At 42.7% G+C, this 21,696-nt stretch carries 22 protein-coding genes and 1 tRNA gene; 14 read left to right on the top strand and 9 right to left on the bottom strand.

Annotated elements, in window-relative coordinates; all coding sequences use genetic code 11:
• Window positions 1-8: 8 nt before the first annotated feature.
• Window positions 9-656 (bottom strand): PAQR family membrane homeostasis protein TrhA, encoded by a 648-nt coding sequence (gene trhA, locus ABID27_RS03130; RefSeq protein WP_253363804.1) that lies wholly within the window; start codon window positions 654-656, stop codon window positions 9-11.
• Entirely contained in the window at window positions 640-1,086 is a 447-nt protein-coding gene (locus ABID27_RS03125; RefSeq protein WP_354280181.1) for a DUF1836 domain-containing protein, read from the bottom strand. Before ABID27_RS03125 ends, trhA begins: the two co-directional genes overlap by 17 nt.
• 114 nt (window positions 1,087-1,200) lie before the next feature.
• Between ABID27_RS03125 and yaaA the strand changes: the two genes are divergently transcribed.
• The gene (gene yaaA / locus ABID27_RS03120; protein ID WP_354280179.1) at window positions 1,201-1,935 is read left to right on the top strand and encodes a peroxide stress protein YaaA; all 735 of its coding nucleotides are present in this window, start codon (window positions 1,201-1,203) and stop codon (window positions 1,933-1,935) included.
• 35 nt (window positions 1,936-1,970) lie between these two features.
• On the opposite strand, the gene ABID27_RS03115 is transcribed toward yaaA, so the two are convergent.
• The 3 genes from ABID27_RS03115 to ABID27_RS03105 form a co-directional block, all read right to left on the bottom strand.
• Window positions 1,971-2,585 (bottom strand): nitroreductase family protein, encoded by a 615-nt coding sequence (locus ABID27_RS03115; protein WP_253363816.1) that lies wholly within the window; start codon window positions 2,583-2,585, stop codon window positions 1,971-1,973.
• Between the two features lie 113 nt (window positions 2,586-2,698).
• On the bottom strand, window positions 2,699-3,247 hold the full coding sequence (locus tag ABID27_RS03110) for an NADPH-dependent FMN reductase (RefSeq protein ID WP_253363818.1): 549 nt from the start codon (window positions 3,245-3,247) through the stop codon (window positions 2,699-2,701).
• A gap of 117 nt (window positions 3,248-3,364) precedes the next feature.
• Complete coding sequence (locus ABID27_RS03105; protein ID WP_253363820.1) at window positions 3,365-3,805, bottom strand: MarR family winged helix-turn-helix transcriptional regulator; 441 nt, start codon at window positions 3,803-3,805, stop codon at window positions 3,365-3,367.
• 120 nt (window positions 3,806-3,925) lie between these two features.
• Here ABID27_RS03105 and ABID27_RS03100 point away from each other — a divergent pair, with 120 nt between their 5' ends.
• The 13 genes from ABID27_RS03100 to ABID27_RS03040 all read left to right on the top strand — a co-directional run bounded on the left by ABID27_RS03100 (window position 3,926) and on the right by ABID27_RS03040 (window position 19,143).
• On the top strand, window positions 3,926-4,423 hold the full coding sequence (locus tag ABID27_RS03100; RefSeq protein WP_253363822.1) for a cell wall elongation regulator TseB-like domain-containing protein: 498 nt from the start codon (window positions 3,926-3,928) through the stop codon (window positions 4,421-4,423).
• Window positions 4,420-5,604 (top strand): pyridoxal phosphate-dependent aminotransferase, encoded by a 1,185-nt coding sequence (locus ABID27_RS03095; RefSeq protein ID WP_253363824.1) that lies wholly within the window; start codon window positions 4,420-4,422, stop codon window positions 5,602-5,604. The genes ABID27_RS03100 and ABID27_RS03095 overlap by 4 nt, the downstream gene beginning before the upstream one ends.
• Before the next feature lie 27 nt (window positions 5,605-5,631).
• On the top strand, window positions 5,632-6,978 hold the full coding sequence (gene asnS, locus ABID27_RS03090) for an asparagine--tRNA ligase (RefSeq protein WP_253363826.1): 1,347 nt from the start codon (window positions 5,632-5,634) through the stop codon (window positions 6,976-6,978).
• A 67-nt stretch (window positions 6,979-7,045) separates the two neighbouring features.
• On the top strand, window positions 7,046-8,155 hold the full coding sequence (locus tag ABID27_RS03085) for an iron-containing alcohol dehydrogenase (protein WP_354280173.1): 1,110 nt from the start codon (window positions 7,046-7,048) through the stop codon (window positions 8,153-8,155).
• 58 nt (window positions 8,156-8,213) lie between these two features.
• On the top strand, window positions 8,214-8,594 hold the full coding sequence (locus tag ABID27_RS03080) for a RidA family protein (RefSeq protein ID WP_354280171.1): 381 nt from the start codon (window positions 8,214-8,216) through the stop codon (window positions 8,592-8,594).
• A 71-nt stretch (window positions 8,595-8,665) separates the two neighbouring features.
• Entirely contained in the window at window positions 8,666-9,415 is a 750-nt protein-coding gene (locus ABID27_RS03075) for a DUF1003 domain-containing protein (protein WP_354280169.1), read from the top strand.
• Window positions 9,408-10,295, top strand: a complete 888-nt coding sequence (gene rapZ, locus ABID27_RS03070; RefSeq protein WP_253363834.1) for an RNase adapter RapZ — start codon at window positions 9,408-9,410, stop codon at window positions 10,293-10,295. The genes ABID27_RS03075 and rapZ overlap by 8 nt, the downstream gene beginning before the upstream one ends.
• Window positions 10,292-11,266, top strand: coding sequence for a YvcK family protein (locus tag ABID27_RS03065; protein ID WP_253363836.1), 975 nt, complete (start codon window positions 10,292-10,294; stop codon window positions 11,264-11,266). The genes rapZ and ABID27_RS03065 overlap by 4 nt, the downstream gene beginning before the upstream one ends.
• The gene (gene whiA / locus ABID27_RS03060; protein ID WP_253363838.1) at window positions 11,263-12,174 is read left to right on the top strand and encodes a DNA-binding protein WhiA; all 912 of its coding nucleotides are present in this window, start codon (window positions 11,263-11,265) and stop codon (window positions 12,172-12,174) included. The genes ABID27_RS03065 and whiA overlap by 4 nt, the downstream gene beginning before the upstream one ends.
• Before the next feature lie 125 nt (window positions 12,175-12,299).
• Window positions 12,300-12,647 (top strand): 50S ribosomal protein L19, encoded by a 348-nt coding sequence (gene rplS / locus ABID27_RS03055; protein ID WP_253363841.1) that lies wholly within the window; start codon window positions 12,300-12,302, stop codon window positions 12,645-12,647.
• Window positions 12,648-12,759: 112 nt separating this feature from the next.
• Entirely contained in the window at window positions 12,760-13,425 is a 666-nt protein-coding gene (locus ABID27_RS03050; protein ID WP_354280166.1) for a beta/alpha barrel domain-containing protein, read from the top strand.
• 45 nt (window positions 13,426-13,470) lie between these two features.
• A tRNA-Arg gene (locus ABID27_RS03045) sits at window positions 13,471-13,542 on the top strand.
• Between the two features lie 249 nt (window positions 13,543-13,791).
• Window positions 13,792-19,143: a S8 family serine peptidase gene (locus ABID27_RS03040; RefSeq protein WP_354280164.1), complete on the top strand. Its 5,352-nt coding sequence runs from the start codon at window positions 13,792-13,794 to the stop codon at window positions 19,141-19,143.
• A gap of 170 nt (window positions 19,144-19,313) precedes the next feature.
• On the opposite strand, the gene ABID27_RS03035 is transcribed toward ABID27_RS03040, so the two are convergent.
• The 4 genes from ABID27_RS03035 to ABID27_RS03020 all read right to left on the bottom strand — a co-directional run bounded on the left by ABID27_RS03035 (window position 19,314) and on the right by ABID27_RS03020 (window position 21,625).
• The gene (locus ABID27_RS03035; protein ID WP_354280162.1) at window positions 19,314-20,483 is read right to left on the bottom strand and encodes a chloride channel protein; all 1,170 of its coding nucleotides are present in this window, start codon (window positions 20,481-20,483) and stop codon (window positions 19,314-19,316) included.
• The gene (locus tag ABID27_RS03030; protein WP_253363847.1) at window positions 20,470-20,751 is read right to left on the bottom strand and encodes a chorismate mutase; all 282 of its coding nucleotides are present in this window, start codon (window positions 20,749-20,751) and stop codon (window positions 20,470-20,472) included. The genes ABID27_RS03035 and ABID27_RS03030 overlap by 14 nt, the downstream gene beginning before the upstream one ends.
• 61 nt (window positions 20,752-20,812) lie before the next feature.
• Entirely contained in the window at window positions 20,813-21,082 is a 270-nt protein-coding gene (rpsN, locus tag ABID27_RS03025) for a 30S ribosomal protein S14 (protein WP_222347970.1), read from the bottom strand.
• Window positions 21,083-21,172: 90 nt separating this feature from the next.
• Window positions 21,173-21,625, bottom strand: coding sequence for a flavodoxin (locus ABID27_RS03020; protein WP_253363849.1), 453 nt, complete (start codon window positions 21,623-21,625; stop codon window positions 21,173-21,175).
• Window positions 21,626-21,696 lie beyond the last annotated feature (71 nt).

Below are 21,696 nucleotides of genomic sequence, written 5' to 3'. Positions count from 1 at the left end.
GTTATTTTTTACATATAAAAGACAATCGCTCCATACTGCAAAAGACTAGCTAAGATGATAAAGAGATGCCAAATCATGTGGAAATAGGGCTTTTTCTTAGCGTAAAAAATGGCTCCGATACTATAAGATAATCCGCCAAGAATCATGAGAATCCAGAAAGTTGGCCCTGTATGGAGAATGATAGCTGGGAAGATGATAACAATCAGCCAGCCCATGATGAGATAGAGTGCTAAACTGAATTTTTCATTAACTTCTTTGGCAAAAATCTTGTAGAGAATCCCGAAAATCGTTGTCCCCCACTGGATGGTCAGAATCAGATAGCCCAGCCAATTGTTCATCAAAGTTAGAATAACCGGTGTATAAGAGCCCGCGATAGCAATGTAAATCATGGAGTGGTCAATGATTCTCAGGACATATTTGTGGACAGAACCATAAGACATTGAGTGGTAAATAGCAGAGGACAAAAACATGAGAAAGAGACTGATAACAAAAATCGATACGCCAAGAGCCTGCGTAAAGCCAGCATGATTATAGGCGTAGGTAGCGCTAAATGGGAGGAGCAAGAGCATGACCAGGGCGCTGACAGCGTGCGTAACAGCATTGCCGACTTCTTCGCCAAAGGACAGTTGTTGAGATAGTTTAAGACTGTGGTTCATGGTTGGTCTCCTCCAAAGATTCGATTAGGCATAGGGTTGCTTGGTAAGCCTGAATGGTCTCACATGCTCGGGTGATAAGTGGGTGTGTCTGCTCAGCAGTTTGCCCGTTTAGACAGTTAATCATGTCGTCATAAAGTAGATTAGCCGCACGTTCTTGCGACAATTGCTCAATCATAGCGACAATATCTGGCAGTTGAAAGACGGATTTTGATAGACTGAGGATAATCAGACGAGCCACTTGGCTACGGCCGTATTTTTTCTTGATTGGCTTGGGCAAAATACCGTGCTTGACATAATTATTGATCATGGCGGAAGTTAGCTGTTTGTCTTTTTTGGAAATAGCAGAGCTGGTAACCTGATTGACGTAGAGCAAGACTTGGTCCAAGTACAAGTCCAATTGTGGCAGTTCTTGCCAATTTGGGAGATTCATATTATCACCTCTTGTTTATCTAGTTTTAATAACCAGATAATATCATTTTTAAAAATAAAAAGCAAGAAGAAACAAAATTTTTATGAAAAGAAAATCCTATGCTATAATCATCTTATGAAAATAGTACTTCCAAACGCCAAAGAAATGAATACCAACCTAGACCCGCAACCTTTTCAAACTCTGTCGCCAGCCAGTCAGCAAGTTTTAGCCAGCCTTGGGAAGATGAGTGAAGAGGAGTTGGCTGCTTTTTATAAAATCAAGCTAGAAAAGGCACAGTTAGAGTGGGACCGTTGGCAGCGAATCGAAAGCGGACAAGCTAAGTCTTATCCAGCTTGGCAGTTATACGATGGTCTCATGTACCGCTATATGAAGCGGACAGACTTGTCTGAAAAAGAGGAAAACTATCTGCGTCAGAATGCCTTTATCGCAACTGGTTTCTACGGAGTTATCAATGTCTTTGACCTGATTTCGCCCCACCGTTTGGATTTTCAAGGGAGCTTAAAAATAGGAAAACAGTCGCTCAAACAATTTTGGCGCCAGCAATTTGACCAATCAATCGGAGAGGATACGTTTTTCATCTCGCTGATGTCTTCCGAATTTGAGGGCGTATTTTCTCCGAAAGTCCAATCACGGATGGTCAAGCTCATCTTTATGGAAGAAAAAAACGGCCAGTGCAAGATTCACTCAACCATTTCCAAAAAAGGACGTGGACGCTTTTTATCACTCATGGCCGAAAAGAATGTTGAGTCCATAGAAGAGATAGAATCTCTATCCGTAGACGGTTTTGTCTATCATCCAGAACTATCCAAGGAACGAAAATTGGTCTTCGTTCGCCCAGCAGATAACTAAAAAACTAGGACGGAGGTCCTAGTTTTTTGATTAGATTAGTTAAACACTTTGAAACGGTCTTCGTCAGCCATGAAGTCTTTTGCTTCAGGGGCTACTTCAATAGAACCGAAGTTCAATTGACCACGAAGTTTCCAGCTTACAGGAACGCCATAAGCTTTTTCTACAGAAGCGTCGATAACTGGGTTGTAGTGTTGCAAGTTTGCACCAAGGCCAAGTTCTGCTGAAAGTGCAGTCCAAGCATTGACAGAAGCGATACCAGTTGATTGTTCTGACCAGATTGGGAAGTTTTCAGCGTAAAGCGGGAAGTTTTCTTGGAGACCTTTCACAACATCTTGGTCTTCGAAGAAAAGAGCAGTTCCTTTGCTGTTACCAAACATAGCCAATTTTTCTTTTGTAGCTGCAATCGCATCAGCAGGTACACCTTGAGCGACCATAGTTGCTTCAAGATCAGTAGCTACCAATTCGTTCCAGAATGTAGTTACTTGGTCGTTCAACAAGATAACGACACGAGCAGATTGGCTGTTGAATGATGATGGTGATTGACGTACAGCCTCTTTCAATATTTCAACGATTTTCTCATCAGTAACTTCAGTGTTGCGACCGAGAACGTAGACTGAACGACGGTTTTCCAATGCTTTCAAAAATGACATAAATAAGTCTCCTCTTATAATATTACAGAAAACAGTATAACGTAATTATCACTAATTAGCAAGAAGTTGATTTTAAAAAAAGAACCCAGGACGGCTGTCCCAGGTATATGTGATTATTTGTTGATTTCAGCCAAGAAGCTTTCAGCTTGTTTGTTCAATTGAGCAAGAGCTTCCTCTTCCAAGATCAATTTGCCGTCAGCCCATGCAGAACCGTTTGTTTTAACGGCAGTGATGTCGTCTACGAAGTTTGTGCGGATAAATGGCAACAAGTCGCGGTAGATAGCAGCAGCTTGGTCATGACCTGCAGCAGCAACCAATGATACAGTTGTTACTTTTGAGTCGATAGCAGATTTACCGCTTGGATCTGAAAGGTCTTCTGCACGTGACAACCAGTCAAGCAAGTTTTTCACTGAACCTGGAATAGAGAAGTTGTAAACTGGTGAGAATACCCAGACAGCATCAGCAGCTTTTACAGCATCACGGACAGCTTGAACGGCTGGAAGAACGGGTGTTTCCAAGTCTTGGTTAAGAACTGGAACTTGCGCCCAGTCAAGGTAAGTAACAGTAGCTTTTCCTTCAAGAGCTTTTTCAGCATTTGCTGCCAATTGGCTAGTGAATGAACCTTCACGAAGTGAACCTGAGATAAATAAGATATTTGCCATTTCTGACTCCTTTTCTTTCTTGAAGAACGAAACAAGTTTGTTGAACATGTTTTCTCCTAAACTTTATTTGATGAATAGAGTATAAAATAAATATCACTAATTAGCAACAAAATTGACTCAGTTTTTGAATTTTTTTAGAATAGTGATTAAATTTTCCCGATCTTCTTCAGATAAGACCTCGAAAATTTCCCCGATATGGTTGTAGTGTTCAGGGAGGATTTTCTCGATAGTTTCCCGACCGAAGTCAGTCAAATGAATGCGAGCGGCACGACGGTCGCAGTCGTCTTGTACTTTTGTGATATAGCCATCGCGAATCATATTTTTGATGACAACGGTCATATTACCAGAAGTGCTGAGGAGTTTTTCAATTAAGTCCTGGATGCGCAAGTCTCCCTTGTTATAAAGAGCTTCCATTACGCCAAATTGGCAAACCGTTAGATTGTGTTTTTTGATGGTTTCCAACTCTTGGCGGCTGATGGTGTTGGCTGCTCGGTGGAAGACAACGAGGCTGTGGAGGGCTGATTTATTATTGTTAAATGCTGTTTCAATTTCTTTCATGTTTCTATTTTATGAGAAAAAGCTAGATTTTTCAATCATCTAGCTAGTATTCAAGAAAAATCCTCAATAATCCTCTGACAAATGGCATTTTCTCGCAAGTTGTAGTATAATGAGACTATTATGAAAAAATCGAAAAGGGCAGAGGAGCAGGGTGTGAAAGCTAGCTACAAGCAATGGTTGCTTGGTATTTTTATACTCTTTGCGGCCTGTTTATTTTCTGTATTTTTTATCTTAGAATCCTCAGCGAAACCATTTGTGACGGCGCGTGAAAAGGCAGTTCAGGTGGCCAAGCGCTATGTTGATTTTGGTGACATAAAGCAGGTAGATATCTATAATGGTAGCGAGACGTACTACAGTATAGTAGGGAAAAATTCCAAACAAGAAGATGTCTTTGTGCTGGTTCCCAAGCAGTCTTCGGACATTTTTGTCTACCAGACCTCCCAAGGAATTTCAAAAGAGGATGCTGAGAAGGTTGCAAAAGAAAACGGGGCTACTAAGATTGAAAAAACAGTATTGGGTCACGAAGGTGGAAAAACCATTTGGGAAGTGAAATCTGTAACTAATTATTATTTAATCGAATTTGAAACAGGAAATTTGTTTAAGAAGGAGGGCATATGACAAGATTATCCAATCGTGTATTGACCATGGAAGAGTCCGTTACCTTAGCAGCTGGTGCAAAAGCCAAGGACTTGAAGGCACAAGGGCGTGATATTTTGAGTTTGACACTGGGTGAGCCCGATTTTGTCACACCGAAAAATATCCAAGATGCAGCCATTGCTTCTATCCAAAATGGCTCTGCAAGTTTCTATACAGTGGCTAGTGGTTTACCAGAACTCAAGGCAGCCATCGCTTCTTATATGGAGCAGTTTTACGGCTACACCGTTCCGACCAATCAAATTGTAGCGGCAACGGGGGCAAAGTATGTCCTCTATGCTTTCTTTATGGCTGTTTTAAATCCTGGCGATCAGGTCTTGATTCCAACGCCCTACTGGGTTTCTTATGCGGATCAGATTAAGATGGCTGAAGGTGTACCTGTCTTTGTTGATGCAACAGAAGCTAATAACTTCAAAGTCACAGTTGAGCAACTGGAAGCGGCTCGTACAGACAAGACCAAGGTTCTTTTGCTCAATAGCCCTTCTAATCCAACCGGGATGATTTATACTGCAGAAGAGCTAGAGGCGATTGGAAATTGGGCTGTAGCCCACGATCTTTTCATCTTGGCTGATGATATTTATGGACGCCTCGTTTACAATGGCAATCCATTTGTGCCGATTTCTAGTTTGTCAGAGAAAATTCGCCAGCAGACCATTGTTATCAATGGTGTAGCCAAGACCTATGCCATGACAGGTTGGCGCGTCGGCTTTGCGGTTGGAGATAGTGAGATTATCGGGGCCATGTCAAAAATCATTGGTCAAACAACATCGAATTTGACAACAGTAGCGCAGTATGCAGCTATTGAAGCCTTTACAGGTCCACAAGATGCGATTGAAATCATGCGTCAAGCTTTTGAAGAACGTCTCAATACCATTTATCCGCTCTTGTGTGAAGTTCCAGGATTTGAAGTTGTCAAGCCGCAAGGAGCCTTCTATCTCTTCCCAAATGTGAAGAAAGCCATGGAAATCAAAGGCTTTACAGACGTGACAGACTTTACCAATGCTATCCTTGAAGAAACGGGTGTTGCCTTGGTAACGGGTGCGGGATTTGGTGCTCCAGAAAATGTTCGCCTCAGTTATGCGACGGATATGGATACCTTGAAAGAAGCTGTTCGTCGATTGAAAGAATTTATGGAAAAAGCTTAAAATATTATAAAGAAGAAATGAGAAAATATGTCTAAAAAATTAGTATCGATTATTGATGTAAAAGACCATGTTGGTCAAGAAGTGACCATCGGCGCTTGGGTTGCCAACAAGTCAGGAAAAGGGAAAATTGCCTTTCTCCAGTTGCGTGATGGGAAAGCCTTTTTCCAAGGTGTCGCCTTCAAACCAAACTTCCTTGAAAAATTTGGTGAAGAAGAGGGTGCAGCCAAGTTTGACACTGTCAAACGTCTCAGTCAAGAAACCTCTGTCTACGTGACTGGTATTGTCAAAGAAGACGAACGTTCAAAATTCGGTTATGAGTTGGATATTACGGATATCGAAATTATTGGTGAGTCACAAGATTACCCGATCACACCAAAAGAGCACGGGACAGATTTCTTGATGGATAACCGTCACTTGTGGTTGCGTTCACGTAAACAGATGGCCATCATGCAAATCCGTAACGCGATTATTTACGCAACTTATGAGTTCTTTGACCAAAACGGCTTTATCAAATTTGACAGCCCAATCTTGTCAGGAAATGCAGCGGAAGATTCAACTGAATTGTTTGAAACAGACTACTTTGGTCAACCAGCCTTCTTGAGCCAATCTGGTCAGCTTTACCTTGAAGCTGGTGCTATGGCTCTTGGACGTGTCTTTGACTTCGGTCCAGTTTTCCGTGCTGAAAAATCAAAAACACGCCGTCACTTGACTGAGTTCTGGATGATGGATGCGGAATATTCGTTCCTTAATCATGATGAGTCGCTTGACCTTCAAGAAGCTTATGTAAAAGCGCTTATCCAAGGTGTCCTTGACCGTGCGCCACAAGCTCTTGAAACTTTGGAACGCGATGTGGAACTCTTGAAGAGCTATATTGCTCAACCATTTAAACGTGTGCCTTATGATGAAGCCATTGACCTTCTTCAGGCTCATCAAAACGATGAAGATACAGATTATGAGCCAATCGAACACGGTGATGACTTTGGTTCACCACACGAAACATGGATTTCAAACTACTTTGGCGTACCAACCTTTGTAGTTAACTACCCAGCAAGCTTTAAAGCCTTCTACATGAAGCCAGTTCCTGGCAATCCAGAGCGCGTGCTTTGTGCGGACCTGTTGGCACCAGAAGGTTATGGAGAAATCATCGGTGGTTCTATGCGTGAGGACGATTACGATGCCCTCGTTGCCAAGATGGATGCTCTTGAAATGGACAAGTCAGAATATGAATTCTACCTTGACCTCCGTAAATACGGCTCAGTTCCACACGGTGGATTTGGTATTGGTATCGAGCGTATGGTAACATTCGTAGCGGGTACAAAACACATCCGCGAAGCCATTCCATTCCCACGTATGCTTCACCGTATTAAACCTTAATAAATGACAAGAGGAGAATTTTCTCCTTTTTTCATAACTGAACACCTAAAAAATATAAGGAGAACTTATGCAAGGAATGATCAATTATAGCTATGGGGTAGACGCTTTTGTGGATTTGCCTCAAGTGTTGCACCGTTACCAATTTCAAAAAGTCGTGCTGATAGGGGGAGAACGTGCCTTAGCAGCAGTTGAAAAGGAAGTGAAGGAACTCTTACTGACAGGAGGATTTACTTATCTAGGTAGCTTGGTATATGGGAAAATGGCTACCCAATCAGCTATTGATACTTTGGTGGGTTATGAGCTTGTTCAGGAAGCGGATGTGATTATCGGAGTAGGTGGAGGGCAAGCCTTGGACGTGACCAAGATGGTGGCCAAGGAGTGTAGGAAAAATCTGCTAACCATTCCAACTATTTGCTCGACTTGCGCTGCGGGAACTGGTCTAGCGGTTATTTACAACGATGACCATTCTTTTGCCTACTATGGAAATGCTCAGCCACCCCTTCACACATTTATCAATACCAGGGTCTTTGTCCAAGCTCCGTCAGCTTATTTCTGGGCGGGAATCGGCGATGGTCTATCAAAAGGACCAGAGGTAACACGTGCGGTAACCAATGCAGTTGATAGAGGATTTGTGGCGCCTCATACAGCAAAATTAGGCTTAGCCATTGCTCAGTCTTCTTTTGATGCCCTCTACCAATACGGTTTTCAAGCCCTAGAGGACGTTGCCAATCACCAAGTTAGTTTTGCGGTTGAGGAAGTTGCCCTAGCTATTATCGTGTCAACGGCCTACGCTTCTAATCTAGTTGTTCAGCCTGACTTCGACCTGACAACTTGCCATGCTCATGCCTTTTACAATGGGACAACGGTTGTCAAAGAAAGTCGCAAGCACTTGCACGGTGCTGTTGTTGCTTTTGGGATTATGGTTATGCATGCCTACTTTGAAGAAAGAGAGCAGTTAGGAAAAATCGCACGATTGAATCAGTCCCTTCAGTTGCCACTGACCTTGGCGGATATGAGTTTGACAGTGGCAGATATTCCAGCTATCGTCGCTGCGGCTGTAAATACAGATGAATACCGCAATACCCCATTTGAACCTGCACGCTTTGCCCAAGCCATTGAGGAAGCGGATCAATTTGGCAGAAATTGGAACTGCGGAGATGAAACCTTGCTTAAATAATGTATGGTTTGCATTTTTTTGCTATAATATAAAAAACATGAAAAGAGGGTAACAATATATGAAGACAATCCATACTGATAATGCACCTGCAGCCATTGGTCCCTATGTCCAGGCCAAGGTTGTTGGCGATTTCTTGTTTGCATCAGGTCAAGTTCCCCTATCTCCTGAAACAGGTCAAGTAGTGGGTGAAACCATCCAAGAACAGACGGAGCAGGTTTTGAAAAATATCCGCGCGATTTTAATAGAAGCTGGGACAGATTTTGACCATGTTGTCAAGACAACTTGCTTCTTGGCGGACATGAATGATTTTGTTCCCTTTAACGAAGTCTATGCGACAGCCTTCTCTGCTGAATTTCCTGCACGCTCAGCGGTTGAAGTGGCACGACTTCCGCGTGATGTCAAGGTAGAAATCGAAGTCATCGCTTATCTCGGCAACTAGTTCAAGTAACAGCCTTTCTTTACCTTACAAAGAGGGGCTTTTTTGATATAATCAATGGGTAGAGGTTTGTTATGGAACATAAAACAGGTATTATCCAAGAAAAGCGTGATTCAAAGGGGATTTCTTTGTCCACGCTAGATAGTCGGTTGCGTCATCTGATATTGAAAGAGCATGATGAATGGACAGAAGAGACAACCATCGGCCATGAGGAGCTAGCTCACTATCAAGTGAAGTATTTACGGAATATTATTGAGTCTGCAAATAAGAAAAATGAATATGTGCGTGAGACGGTTTACGATGTTAGCGAGCATTCTCAGTATGAGACGGTTGATGTTCAGGAAGAATGGGAGCAAAAGGCGACACTTGGCCAGCGTATAGCGGACGAGGTAGCTCGATTTGGCGGTTCTTGGACCTTTATCATTAGCTTTGTAGTGCTGATGGCTGTCTGGATGTCTATCAATGTACTTCATCCGTGGGGGATTCAGTTTGATGCTTATCCATTTATCTTGCTGAATTTGGCCTTGTCAACGATTGCGGCGCTTCAAGCACCCTTGATTATGATGAGCCAAAACCGTGCTTCGGATTATGACCGATTTCAAGCTAAGAATGATTATCGGGTCAACAAACGTTCTGAAGAAGGAGTTCGGCTCTTGCATAAGAAAATTGACCACTTGGTGCAACAGGATCAGACGGATTTATTGGAAATTCAGAAGTTACAAACAGAGATGTTGGCAAGCCTGAGTCTACAAATGGAAGCATTGCAGAAACAGCAGGAAGTTGTCGTAAAAGAGTTGGAGAGAAGGGAGAAAGAGAATGTCTAAACAATTGCAATTGGTCATCGTAACAGGGATGAGCGGAGCAGGGAAAACAGTTGCTATCCAGTCTTTTGAGGACATGGGGTATTTTACGGTGGACAATATGCCACCGGCACTTTTGCCCAAGTTTATCGAGCTTATTCGTCACAGTCAGGACAATGATAAGTTAGCACTGGTAGTGGATATGCGTAGCCGGTCATTTTTTGCGGAAATTCGTCAGATTTTGGATGAAATTGAAGCAGATGATGAGGTGAATTTTAAGGTTCTATTTTTAGATGCAACAGATGGTGAATTGGTCGCCCGTTATAAGGAAACGCGCCGTTCACATCCACTAGCGATTGATGGTCGGGTGCTGGATGGTATCCAGTTGGAGCGTGAATTGCTGGCGCCTTTGAAAAATATGAGCCAAAATGTGATTGATACTACTGAATTGACACCGCGCAATCTCCGTAAGGAAATCGCAGACCAATTTGCCAGTCACAATAATCAGCCTGCCTTCCGTGTAGAAGTAGTCTCTTTTGGCTTCAAGTATGGTTTGCCATTGGATGCGGATTTGGTATTTGATGTACGCTTTTTGCCGAATCCCTATTATTTGCCAGAACTGCGCAACCAGACGGGCTTAGATGAGGGTGTGTACAACTACGTCATGGATTGCCAAGAGTCAGAGGACTTTTACAGTCATTTGTTGGCCTTGATTGAGCCAATCTTGCCTGGCTACCAAAAAGAAGGCAAGTCAGTCCTAACCATTGCTGTGGGATGTACAGGTGGTCAGCACCGCAGTGTTGCTTTTGCTAAACGCTTAGCGGATGATTTGGAGAAAAACTGGATGGTTAACCTGAGTCACCGTGACAAAGATAGACGGAAAGAAACGGTGAATCGTTCATGAGAAAACCAAAGATAACCGTTATTGGTGGCGGTACGGGAGTTCCTGTTATCTTGAAGAGTCTTCGAGATAAAGATGTTGATATCACAGCCATTGTAACGGTTGCGGACGATGGTGGTTCTTCAGGGGAAATTCGTCAGGCCTTGCAGGTCACACCGCCGGGTGATTTGCGAAATGTTCTCTTGGCCATGTCTGACATGCCTAAGCTTTATGAGCGGATTTTCCAGTACCGTTTTGCTGAGACAGATGGCGCCTTGGCAGGGCATCCTTTGGGTAATCTTCTGATCGCAGGAATTTCAGAAATGCAGGGCTCTACCTACAATGCCATGCAGCTCTTGTCCAAATTTTTCCATACTACGGGGAAAATTTACCCTTCAAGCGAAAATGCCTTGACCCTTCACGCTGTTTTTGCAGATGGGCATGAAGTGGTCGGAGAGAGCAAGATTTCCAAGTATAAGGGAATGATTGACCATGTCTATGTGACTAATTCTTATAACGATGATGAGCCGACAGCAAGCCGTAAGGTCGTTCATTCGATTTTGGAGAGCGATATGATTGTGCTCGGTCCCGGTTCGCTTTTTACTTCGATTTTACCCAATTTGATGATTTCAGAGATTGGGCAAGCACTGCGTGAAACGACAGCAGATGTGACCTACGTCTGCAATATCATGACACAGCGTGGTGAGACGGAGTTTTTCTCTGATGCAGACCATGTGCGGGTGCTCAATAAGCATTTGGGGCAAGACAATATTGATACAGTTTTGGTCAATATTGAACCTGTTCCAGCAGAGTACATGAACACCCACCAATTCGATGAGTATTTGGTGCAGGTCAAGCATGATTTTGCAGGCTTACAGGGTCAAGCCAAGCGCGTGATTTCCTCTAATTTTCTTCGGTTGGAAAATGGGGGAGCCTTCCATGATGGGGATCTGGTGGTCGAAGAACTACTCAAGATCATACAGGTGCGGGCATGAGTTTTACCGTACAAGTCAAGGAAGAATTGTTGGCTCAGGGGCAAATGGCCAAGACTGAGCTCGCCGCTATCATCAAGTTGTCAGGAAGTCTCGGATTGACCATGTCTAGTCTGACCCTATCCATTTCCACTGAAAATGCTAAAATTGCGCGCCACATTTATGAAATGCTCTGGCATTTTTATGACGCCAAGGCGGATATCCGTCATCATCAAAAGACAAATCTGCGTAAAAATCGTGTCTATACCGTATTTTTAGATCAAAATGTCAATCAGATTTTAGATGATTTGCATTTGGCAGATAGCTTTTTTGGGTTGGCGACCGGTATTTCACCGACTATTTTGGAAAATGATATCTGGAGTCAGGCTTACCTGCGTGGTGCATTTCTAGCGAGTGGCTCTGTCAAGGACCCAGAAAAAGGGAAATACCAGCTGGAAATCGCATCAGTTTATAGCGATCATGCAGAGGATTTGGCAAAATTATTGCAAAAATTTCTTCTGGATGCCAAGGTCATCGAGCGTTCCAAAGGGACCATTACTTACTTACAGCGGGCAGAGGATATTATGGATTTTCTTCTGGTCATCGGTGCTGAAAATGCAAAAATCGAGTTTGAAAATGTCAAGCTCCTGCGAGAAACACGCAACGATCTCAACCGAGCAACTAATGCGGAGACCGCAAACATTGCCCGTACTGTGACAGCTAGCATGAAAACCATCAACAATATTGCGAAAATTATCGACACGATTGGTCTGGATCAGCTTCCTCTTGACTTACAAGAAGTGGCCCAGCTACGCATCCAGCATCCAGATTATTCCATTCAGCGGTTGGCGGACACCTTGACCAACCCCATTACCAAAAGTGGCGTCAATCATCGCCTGCGAAAAATCAATAAAATAGCAGATGAATTGTAATAAAAAATACTTTACATGATTTTAAGGATTTGCTATAATACTAGGAGTGTGTAATGGACACACAAAATACAGTTTATCCGCTGAGCTTAAAAGCGCTCAAGATTGACAAAGATAGGAGAAAATAAATGAATCCATTGATCCAAAGTTTGACAGAAGGTCAACTTCGTACTGACATCCCATCATTCCGTCCTGGTGACACTGTTCGTGTACACGCGAAAGTTGTCGAAGGTTCACGTGAACGTATTCAGATCTTTGAAGGCGTTGTCATCGCTCGTAAAGGTCAAGGTATCTCAGAAATGTACACTGTACGTAAAATTTCTGGTGGTATCGGTGTTGAACGTACTTTCCCAATCCATACTCCACGTGTTGACAAGATTGAAGTTGTACGTTACGGTAAAGTGCGTCGTGCGAAATTGTACTACTTGCGTGCTCTTCAAGGTAAAGCAGCTCGTATCAAAGAAATCCGTCGTTAATCTTCAAGATTTACAGACTGATCAAAACTCTTTCCAATTGGGAAGAGTTTTTTAGTTCATTCAGGCTCCTATTTGTAGAAATTGTGGTACACTCAGATAAAGGAGAAATGTCATGAAAATACCTTCAGTAATGTCAGACCTACGCAAGGAGATTGTAACTGTTCCAGAAGTAATCCAGGAAGTAACCGGAATCTCGATTTACGGGCGATTGATCAAGTCTATCTTATTTACGACAGATGTGGCTATTATTGCCAATCACAATGCAGATGCCATTTTAGCTGTCTATCCTTTTACCCCCAATCCTGCTATTTTAAAGAGTATCATGCAGGTATCCTCAGTTCCTGTATTGGCAGGTGTCGGTGGCGGATTGACCACGGGACTTCGCGCGGCTAATATGAGCTTGTTTTCTGAGTCAGAAGGAGTATTTTCTGTCGTCGTCAATGGCCCTACGAAAGCGGGTACCATCGCTGAAATTGATGCCCTTATTGATGTGCCGATTATCTATACGGTTGTTTCAGCCGATGCGGATATTCAGAGTAGATTGGCTGCAGGAGTGGATATTGTAAATGTTTCATGTGGTCCCGAGACGGCGTCTGTCGTCCAAAAGCTCCGACAGGAATTTCCAGACTTGCCCATCATTGCGACGGGGGGACCGACGGATGAGAGTATCAAAGAAGTCATTGAAGCAGGAGCCAATGCCATATCTGTGACCGCACCCTCCAATGCCGAGATTTTCAAAAAGAAAATGGCCAAGTACAGAAATCCACATAAAGATTAGTAAATCTTGCAATCAGCTCAACTTTAATGTAAAATAACAAGGGAACTTCCCTTAGTTAAATGGACATAACAAATTCCTCCTAAGAATTAGTTGTAGGTTCGATTCCTACAGGGGAGATAATAAGAAAATAAAGAGCGTTTTAAAGAACGCTCTTTATTTTGGCTTAAAATTGTAGCCATTATACGCCTATACATCGTTTCATCACAAAAGGGATAACTTCTAGTCTGCAATAATAAATGAAATTTATTGTAAATAATAACAAAACGAAGACGGAATTTTCAAAAAATTGTTGAAATTGAGAATATTTTGTGTTTTAATAGAAAATAACCTATTTAAGGTTTATTTAAGAAAACAAAGGAGTTCTTTATGAAATTGCATCAACGTTTTTCCATCCGTAAGTACAAAGTGGGTGTTGCATCTGTATTATTAGGTGCTGTTTTCCTCTTTGCAGGTGTCTCACAAGTATCTGCTGACCAGTTGACAGACATTAGCAATCCAGTTGTTGTTTCTGAAGTTGAAACGACCGCTACCAGTACACATCAAGCTGATGATATAGCACCAACGCTTGATGCAACTTCAGAAGTGGCGGCAAGTTCTGCTAATGAAGTAACTTCGACGGATTCAGCTAAGAATGCTGATTCATCAAGTGTAGCTACAGAAGTAAGCGAATCCACTGAAGCAGCAAAAGAAACTGCACCAGAGAGCCCATCTGAAGAGGTGGCCACTAAATCAAGTGCAACTCCAACAGCGTCAGAAACTACAGTTACATCAGAGGAGACAAAAGTCTCTAATCAAGCAGCTGCATCTACTGAAAAACCATCAACTACAGCTACTGTTGACAAAACAACGGCAGCCACTGAGGGCGATCATGTCGCAGAAACTGAATCAAGCATTCCTAAAAAAGAAGAGGCCAAACCCCAAAGTATTGACACGAATAAAATAATCAATGTACCCAAGGTCTGGGATAGTGGCTACAAAGGTCAAGGGACTGTCGTTGCCATTATTGACTCTGGTCTTGATGTGACTCATGATGCTCTTCACATCAGTGATGTCAGCAAGGCTAAGTACAAATCAAAAGAGGAAATAGAGGCGGCTAAAAAAGAAGCCGGTATTTCTTACGGTCAGTGGTACAATGATAAAGTTATTTTTGGTTATAACTATGTTGATGTGAATACTGAACTTAAAGAGGCAGATAAGCATTCTCACGGTATGCACGTGACAGGGATTGCTACAGGTAATCCAACCAAAACAAACAGCGGTGAATACATTTACGGCGTAGCTCCAGAAGCGCAAGTCATGTTCATGCGTGTCTTCTCAGATGTTCACTCAACAACAGGACCAGCAATTTATGTGCAAGCCATTAAAGATGCGGTTAGATTAGGAGCGGATTCGATTAACCTGAGTCTTGGTTCTGCCAATGGTTCAGTAGTCAATATGGATAATACCATCCAAGAAGCCATTGCTATGGCAAGAAAAGCTGGCGTTACAGTGGTTATCGCAGCTGGTAATGATGGTGCATTTGGTTCAAGCCATTCTAACCCATTAGCGGAAAATCCAGACTACGGATTAGTTGGAGACCCATCAACAACGCGGGATGTTATTTCAGTAGCGTCATATAACAGCTCAACGGTGATGAACAAGGTGGTCAACTTGGTCGGTATGGAAGGCAATGCTGCACTGAATAACGGAAAAAGTTCTTATACCAACCCAGAAGTTAGTGCTAAAAACTTTGAGCAGGGCCGCGAGTACGAGTACGTTTTTGTTGGTACAGGAACGGCTGACGAAGTAGCTAATGTCGACTTGAAAGGGAAAATCGCCCTAATCAAACGTGGTGGTATTACCTTTAGTGAAAAAATTGCTTTTGCTGCAGCTAAGGGAGCAGAAGGGGTTGTGATTTTCAACCATACAGCTGGTCAGCCAAATATTAGCATGCAAATTGAAGGAAACGGGGCCTTGATTCCTTCTGCCTTTATTCCATTTGAATTTGGAGAAGAATTAGCGGCTCATCCTGAGAAATACAAAATCCAATTCAACGGAAATTCTGAGAAAACAGCCAATCCTGTCGCTAATCAAATGTCGGACTTTACAAGCTGGGGCTTATCAGTTGATGGAGAATTGAAACCAGACCTTTCAGCTCCTGGTGGTAGCATTTACTCATCCATCAATAACGGTGAGTATGACAACATGAGCGGGACAAGTATGGCAACTCCTCATGTCGCAGGTGTTGTGGCCTTGGTAAAACAATACCTCAAACAAGCCTATCCAGACCTTAGTCCAGCTGATACAGAAACCCTAATTAAGCATCTATTAATGAGTACGGCCAAAGCACACTATGATACAGATGCCAAAGCCTTCACTTCTCCGCGCCAGCAAGGTGCAGGGTTAGTGGATACGAATGGTGCTATCACAACAGGTCTTTACCTTACTGGTTCCGAAGGCTATAGCAGCGTGACACTTGGTAATGTAGGAGCTCGGTTTACCTTTGACGTAACGGTTCACAACATTAGCAAAGAAGACAAAACGCTGAATTACGTGACGAATCTGACAACTGACGGCATTGAAAATGGAAAAATCACCCTTAAGCCAAGAGCATTGTCAACAAGTGACGCTAAAACTATCACGGTCAAAGCTGGTGAGGCCAAAACAGTTACAATCTCAGTCGATGCATCAACCTTTGCAACGCAATTGAGTCAAGAAATGCCAAATGGTTACTTCTTAGAAGGTTTTGTTCGTTTCCTTGATACAGTAGATAGCGCTGAAATTGTCAGTCTTCCATTTGTTGGATTTAAAGGGAAATTCCAAGATGTTCCCGTCGCTGAAAAACCAATTTATGAATTGGTCGCAGATGGAAAAGGCGGTTTCTACTATACTCCTAAAAATAAAGTCATCGCTGGGAATGCCGATGTGACAGGATTGATTAGCACAAGTTCTGAAGCGGTTTACTCTGCTGCAAGTACAGATGAGAAAACACCTGTTGAGTTAAAAGTTTTAGGAACCTTTAAAACAGATGAGGGAACCAACCTGCTTTACCTAGACGCTAACGGGAAACCTCAGTTAGCCATTTCACCAAATGGTGATGGAAACCAAGATGCACTTGCCTTTAAAGGTGTCTTCTTCCGGAACTATTCTGATTTGGTAGCGACTATTTATGCCGCGGATGATAAAGACTTGAAAAATCCACTTTGGTCAAGTGAGCCTACAGGTGGCAACAAAAATTACTATGCTGGTAATCCAAATCGTCCAAAATCAACCTTAGTTGGAACAACTGAATGGTTTGGCCAAGATAAGGATGGGAATGATCTGCCAAACGGCAAATATAAATACGTGGTGAGTTACACATCTGATGTGGTCGGTGCGGGAACACAAACGACTAATTTTGATGTTGTCTTGGATCGTGAAAAACCGTTTATCACCACTGCTACGTATGATAAAACAACGCTTGCCTTTAAAGCACGTCCAGCTATTGAGAAAGAGTCTGGTATTTATCGAGAACGTGTCTTCTACCTTGTTGCAGATAGTGATGGCATCGAAAGTACGATTGACTACAATGCCAATACTGGAAAAGTTAAGCTAGTTGATAATAAGGTATTTGTAAAACAAAATGCAGATGGAACTTTCACGCTTCCGCTTGATAAGGCTGATGTTGGTCGATTCTATTACAGTGTGGAAGACTTTGCGGGCAATGTTTCAGTGGCTAAAGTTGCGGATTTGATTAGCATTGGAAATGACCGTGGTCTTGTTCGGGTCAATGTTCGTGATGTGGTTTCAAATGATGTTGTTGGCTTGCATTTTACAACTGCTGTGAAAGATGATAAAGGCAACACAGTTCTTGATTTGCCACGTTATGCGGGACAATCAGACGTGCTCATGCTTCCATTTGGTACCTACACTGTAGAAGTTTTCCTTTATGACAAGGAATGGGGAGAAATCACTGGTGCAATCAAGAAGACAGTTACCTTATCAGAGGCAGATAGTTCTCAAGAAGTCAGCTTTCTTGCAATCATCTTTAGTAAAGTAAACCTTCTTCTTGATTTTGACAAAGCTCTTCCAAAAGGTACAATGGTTGGTATTAAGGCTTCTGATGGCAAAGTGTATGAGATTCCAGCTGCGCGCTACTCAGAAACAGACTATGGTAAGGCAGTCTATGTTGGGAATTACACCCTTGATGTGGCTCTTCCAGAAGGTGTTGAGATTTATGAAGATTTGGCCTTTAGCGTCACGCCAGGTTTGACCAATCGTGTCCGATTTAGCCTTGTTGACAAACGTCAGTTGACTGCTGAAGAAGCACAAGTTGATACTGTAAAAGCAAGCGCAACTTATTACAATGCAACAGAAGAGTTGATTGCTGCATACGATAAGGCGCTAGCAGAAGCAAAAGCAGTGTTAGCAGCTAAAAATAAACAAGCTGCTGTTGATCAAGCACTTCAACAACTTGAAGTAGCCCGTCAAGCCTTGAATGGAAAAGTAACTGACTTCTCGGTATTGCAAACGGAGAGCGACTCCTACAACTCTGTTCAACCAAGTGCAGCATACTATAATGTTGCTGGTGATAAACAAGAAGCATACAACAACAGTTACCGCAATGCGCAAGCCGTTTTAGCAAATGAAAAAGTGACTCAAGCAGAAGTTGATGCAGCGGCAACAGCAGTAGCAACAGCTCGCCAAGCTCTTGATGGTAAAGAAACAGATAAAAGCAATCTTAAGGCAGAGACAGCAAAATACGATGACCTTCTATCAAGTCCAACTTACTACAACGCACAAAGCAACCTTAAAGATGCCTACCGTGCAGCCTATGCTGTAGCTGAAGCTGTTCTTCAAAATGGTGCAGCTAGACAAGTTGAAGTGGATAAGGCCTATGCAGCTCTAGTTGCGGCAAGCAATGCCTTAGATGGCAAACCAACTGTTTCAAAAGAAGCTCTTTTAACAGCCTTATTAGATGCTCAATCAGTTGATACGACTGATAAAACAGATGCTAGTCAAGAAGCGCTTAAAGCGGCTGTAGAAACTGCGCAAGCAGTTCGTCTCAATGAAGAAGCAACTCAGGAAGAGGTAGATGCAGCGACTAAGGCCCTTCGATTAGCTTTAGAAGGATTGAAACCAGTAGAGGCTGTCACTACAGAATCTGTTATCCCTTTTGAAACACAAGTGGTAGCAGATGCCAATCTTCCTGCAGGTACGCGCCAAGTACTTGTTGCTGGAATTGCAGGTCTTCGTCGTCAGGTAAGTGTGAATGGTAAAGTTTTGATTGATGAAGTTGTGACAAAAGCTGTAACTGAAGTGATCCTAGTAGGAACTAAAACAGTAGATAAAGCGGCATTATCAGGTCTAGTGGCGAAATCGTTTGAATTGAAAGCGACTGCTGCCACCTATCAGCAAGCAAGTCAATTGGTCAAACTTGCCTATGATCAAGTTGTCAGAGAAGCGCAAGCTGTTTTGGCAAATACTAACGTCACTCAATCAGAAGTCGATGAAGCCCTCCTTGCACTGAAAGCGGCTGAAGAAGCTTTAGATGGTAAATCTGTTGGAGGTTCAGATGAAAAAGTTGTTGCTAAGATAGCTCCAGTAGCGACAAATCACACTCCAAGTAGCCCACCAGAACCAAGGGTAAGTAAGCAACTTCCTCAAACTGGTACTACGCGAAGTCCTTTCCTAAGCATCTTTGGAATAGTATCTATTTTATCAGCATTTGGATTGATAAAAATCCGAAAGAAGGAATAAATAGCATTTATTTGGAATAGATTTTACAAGCAAATCATTTAGTCAACATCAAGGACTCAGTTCTGCATTAGACAGGATTGAGTCCTTTTTATCAAGAGGCTAGGAAAACTAGTAAGTCTGGTTGAAGCGCAAGCAAAAAAACAAGTTTAGAGGAACTAAACTTGTTTTTTTTATTGATAAATTGAAATGTTTCGGTAGGTCCAATAAGAGAGGCTGCAGACAATCAGAAAATAGGGTAGATTTGCAAATCCAAACACTTCGCAGCCGATAAGAATTGGTGCAAACCAGGTATTGGTTGCGGCAGAAAAGACAGCTGCATAGCCTAGTGCGGCGGTTAATTCCAGTGGAAGACCGAGAAGTGTTGCTAATAGGATGCCACTGCTAGCTCCGATGGCAAAAAGTGGTGTCACTTCCCCGCCTTGAAAACCAATCGCGAGAGTAGCAACGGTTAGGAGGAGTTTTACCAGCCAATCATAAGGATAAATCTTCTCACCCATCAAACTAGCTTCAATCAGATTGGTACCCAGACCAGAATAACGTCCCTGATGAGCTAGAAAGAAGATGAGAGACAGAATCAGACTGCCTAAGACGATGCGTAGGTAAGGATTTGCCCAGATTGTAGCTGCAAGTTTTTTTGCTTGCTTCAAAAGAGCTGCAAAGCCATTGCCGATTAGACCGAAAATGAGTCCCGTGAGCATCAAGCCCAACCAGTGTTTCCATGACAAGGTCTGAAATCTCATAAGATGAGTGAATTTCTCGAGACCAAGCAGGTGGGATGTGCTGCTGGCTGTGAAGGCAGCGACTAAGATAGATGCAACTTGTTGCCAAGAAGATTTGCCTTTGCCGAGGACTTCTAAGGCGAAAAAGCTAGCAGCAAGTGGTGTTTGAAAAAGTCCTGCAAAACCAGCAGCGATACCTGTTGTCAGGAAAAAGCCGTTTTCTACAGGGAACTTCCATTTTTTTTCAAAATTATGCGAGATGGTCGCGCCGATTTGGACAGCCACCCCTTCACGACCAGCTGATCCGCCAAATAAATGTGTTGTCCAAGTAGAAATCATGACAAGAGGAATCAATTTTTTTGGAATATTATCAGCTTGTCCGCGACCAACTTTGAGAACAAGTTCCATGCCTTTTTGCAACTCTTGTCCCCAGTAGTGATAGGCCCAGATAATGCCTGCCCCAGCCAGCGCCAAGAAAGGAATCAAGTAAGGGAAGTAGTGAGCGCGAATATTTCCTATAGCCAACAAAGTGCGACCGAAGATTGTATTTACGACTCCGACGCAAATTCCGACAGCTAGACTAGCTAGTAGAATGTGGAGTAGCTGCTTAGTTTTCTTCATGACGGTTGAGTTTTTGTTTTTGGTACTGGCGTGATTGAGCCATGATATCGGCAAAAGTTGCACGAATGGTTTCTTGGTAATCTGCGTTTTTTACATGATTGGCCACTTTTTCAAGCACTAAAGCTTCACGCTGATTGTCTAAGACGGTTTTGCCACTTTCCTTTTTAAAGGTTGCAACCTGTGATACCAGGTCCATCCGTTGTTCCAACAGGGCGACCAATTCCTCGTCTACACGGTCAATGTTCGCTCGAATTGCTTCTAAATCCATAAGATCCTCCATTTTTGGATAAGTATAGCAAAAAAGAGAGGATTTTTCTACCCCTCTTTTTTTACCAGCTTGCTTTTTTGACACCTGGAAGTTGTCCTTTGTGGGCCAATTCGCGGAAGGTAATCCGGCTGACACCAAATTTACGCATATAAGCGTGTGGACGACCGTCGGTCATGTCGCGGTTTTTCAGACGATTTGGATTGGAGTCACGAGGTAATTTACGGAGTGCTTCGTAATCTCCTTTTTCCTTTAATTCTCTACGTAAGTCAGCGTATTGTGCAATTAGTTTTAATTGTTTTTGATGACGGGCGATTTTGGATTTTTTAGCCATGACATCCTCCTTAAATTATAATTAACTAGTTAAGTATAATCTTTTTCAATCATTTTGGCAAGAAAAAAGTTGAGATTTCTCTCAACTTTTTTAACCAAGTTTTGCAACTAAATCTTCTGCAAATTTTTCCAAGTTTGCAATATCTTCGTCTTCAGCAGCCAAGTCAACCTTGACATTTTCAGCGCCTTTTGTTGCGCCACGTGAACCGAGCATAAGGTCGAAGTCATCTACTGACTTACAGAAGTCATCGTAGAAAGTATCGCCTGAACCACAGACTCCATAGATTTTTCCAGTCAGGTCTAAGTCGGCCAAGTCTGTGTAAAAATCAACGATTTCGTCTGGCAACTCACCGTCTCCGCCATATGAGTAAGTGTAGGTCGCGACGACAATAATATCTGCGTCAAGGATTTCTTCAGTTTCTACGGTTGTACATTCGTCGTTGTGTACTTCTAACCCCAGTTCTTCCAGTTTACTTGCGACGATGTCCGCAATCTCCTCTGTATTGCCGGTCATACTCGCATAGACAATTTTTGCCAGTGCCATAATTTCCTCCAAATGTAGATAGTATTGTCATTATACCATATTCTAAACATTTTCAAAAGCCTATTCTTTGT

This window comes from Streptococcus gallinaceus (assembly GCF_040545695.1).
GTDB lineage: Bacteria > Bacillota > Bacilli > Lactobacillales > Streptococcaceae > Streptococcus > Streptococcus gallinaceus.
Note: the sequence above shows the minus strand (reverse complement) of the source record. Positions and strands in the feature narration are given on the sequence as shown.

Excerpts from the sequence above, each read along its gene's own strand:
- ABID27_RS03030 (WP_253363847.1), bottom strand. The coding sequence starts at position 20,751 with ATGGATTTAGAAGCAATTCGAGCGAACATTGACCGTGTAGACGAGGAA.
- trhA (WP_253363804.1), bottom strand. The coding sequence starts at position 656 with ATGAACCACAGTCTTAAACTATCTCAACAACTGTCCTTTGGCGAAGAA.
- ABID27_RS03115 (WP_253363816.1), bottom strand. The coding sequence starts at position 2,585 with ATGTCATTTTTGAAAGCATTGGAAAACCGTCGTTCAGTCTACGTTCTC.
- rapZ (WP_253363834.1), top strand. The coding sequence starts at position 9,408 with ATGTCTAAACAATTGCAATTGGTCATCGTAACAGGGATGAGCGGAGCA.
- ABID27_RS03125 (WP_354280181.1), bottom strand. The coding sequence starts at position 1,086 with ATGAATCTCCCAAATTGGCAAGAACTGCCACAATTGGACTTGTACTTG.
- ABID27_RS03110 (WP_253363818.1), bottom strand. The coding sequence starts at position 3,247 with ATGGCAAATATCTTATTTATCTCAGGTTCACTTCGTGAAGGTTCATTC.
- ABID27_RS03080 (WP_354280171.1), top strand. The coding sequence starts at position 8,214 with ATGAAGACAATCCATACTGATAATGCACCTGCAGCCATTGGTCCCTAT.
- ABID27_RS03050 (WP_354280166.1), top strand. The coding sequence starts at position 12,760 with ATGAAAATACCTTCAGTAATGTCAGACCTACGCAAGGAGATTGTAACT.
- ABID27_RS03035 (WP_354280162.1), bottom strand. The coding sequence starts at position 20,483 with ATGAAGAAAACTAAGCAGCTACTCCACATTCTACTAGCTAGTCTAGCT.
- asnS (WP_253363826.1), top strand. The coding sequence starts at position 5,632 with ATGTCTAAAAAATTAGTATCGATTATTGATGTAAAAGACCATGTTGGT.
- yaaA (WP_354280179.1), top strand. The coding sequence starts at position 1,201 with ATGAAAATAGTACTTCCAAACGCCAAAGAAATGAATACCAACCTAGAC.
- ABID27_RS03085 (WP_354280173.1), top strand. The coding sequence starts at position 7,046 with ATGCAAGGAATGATCAATTATAGCTATGGGGTAGACGCTTTTGTGGAT.
- whiA (WP_253363838.1), top strand. The coding sequence starts at position 11,263 with ATGAGTTTTACCGTACAAGTCAAGGAAGAATTGTTGGCTCAGGGGCAA.
- ABID27_RS03020 (WP_253363849.1), bottom strand. The coding sequence starts at position 21,625 with ATGGCACTGGCAAAAATTGTCTATGCGAGTATGACCGGCAATACAGAG.
- ABID27_RS03075 (WP_354280169.1), top strand. The coding sequence starts at position 8,666 with ATGGAACATAAAACAGGTATTATCCAAGAAAAGCGTGATTCAAAGGGG.
- rplS (WP_253363841.1), top strand. The coding sequence starts at position 12,300 with ATGAATCCATTGATCCAAAGTTTGACAGAAGGTCAACTTCGTACTGAC.
- ABID27_RS03095 (WP_253363824.1), top strand. The coding sequence starts at position 4,420 with ATGACAAGATTATCCAATCGTGTATTGACCATGGAAGAGTCCGTTACC.
- ABID27_RS03065 (WP_253363836.1), top strand. The coding sequence starts at position 10,292 with ATGAGAAAACCAAAGATAACCGTTATTGGTGGCGGTACGGGAGTTCCT.
- rpsN (WP_222347970.1), bottom strand. The coding sequence starts at position 21,082 with ATGGCTAAAAAATCCAAAATCGCCCGTCATCAAAAACAATTAAAACTA.
- ABID27_RS03105 (WP_253363820.1), bottom strand. The coding sequence starts at position 3,805 with ATGAAAGAAATTGAAACAGCATTTAACAATAATAAATCAGCCCTCCAC.
- ABID27_RS03040 (WP_354280164.1), top strand. The coding sequence starts at position 13,792 with ATGAAATTGCATCAACGTTTTTCCATCCGTAAGTACAAAGTGGGTGTT.
- ABID27_RS03100 (WP_253363822.1), top strand. The coding sequence starts at position 3,926 with ATGAAAAAATCGAAAAGGGCAGAGGAGCAGGGTGTGAAAGCTAGCTAC.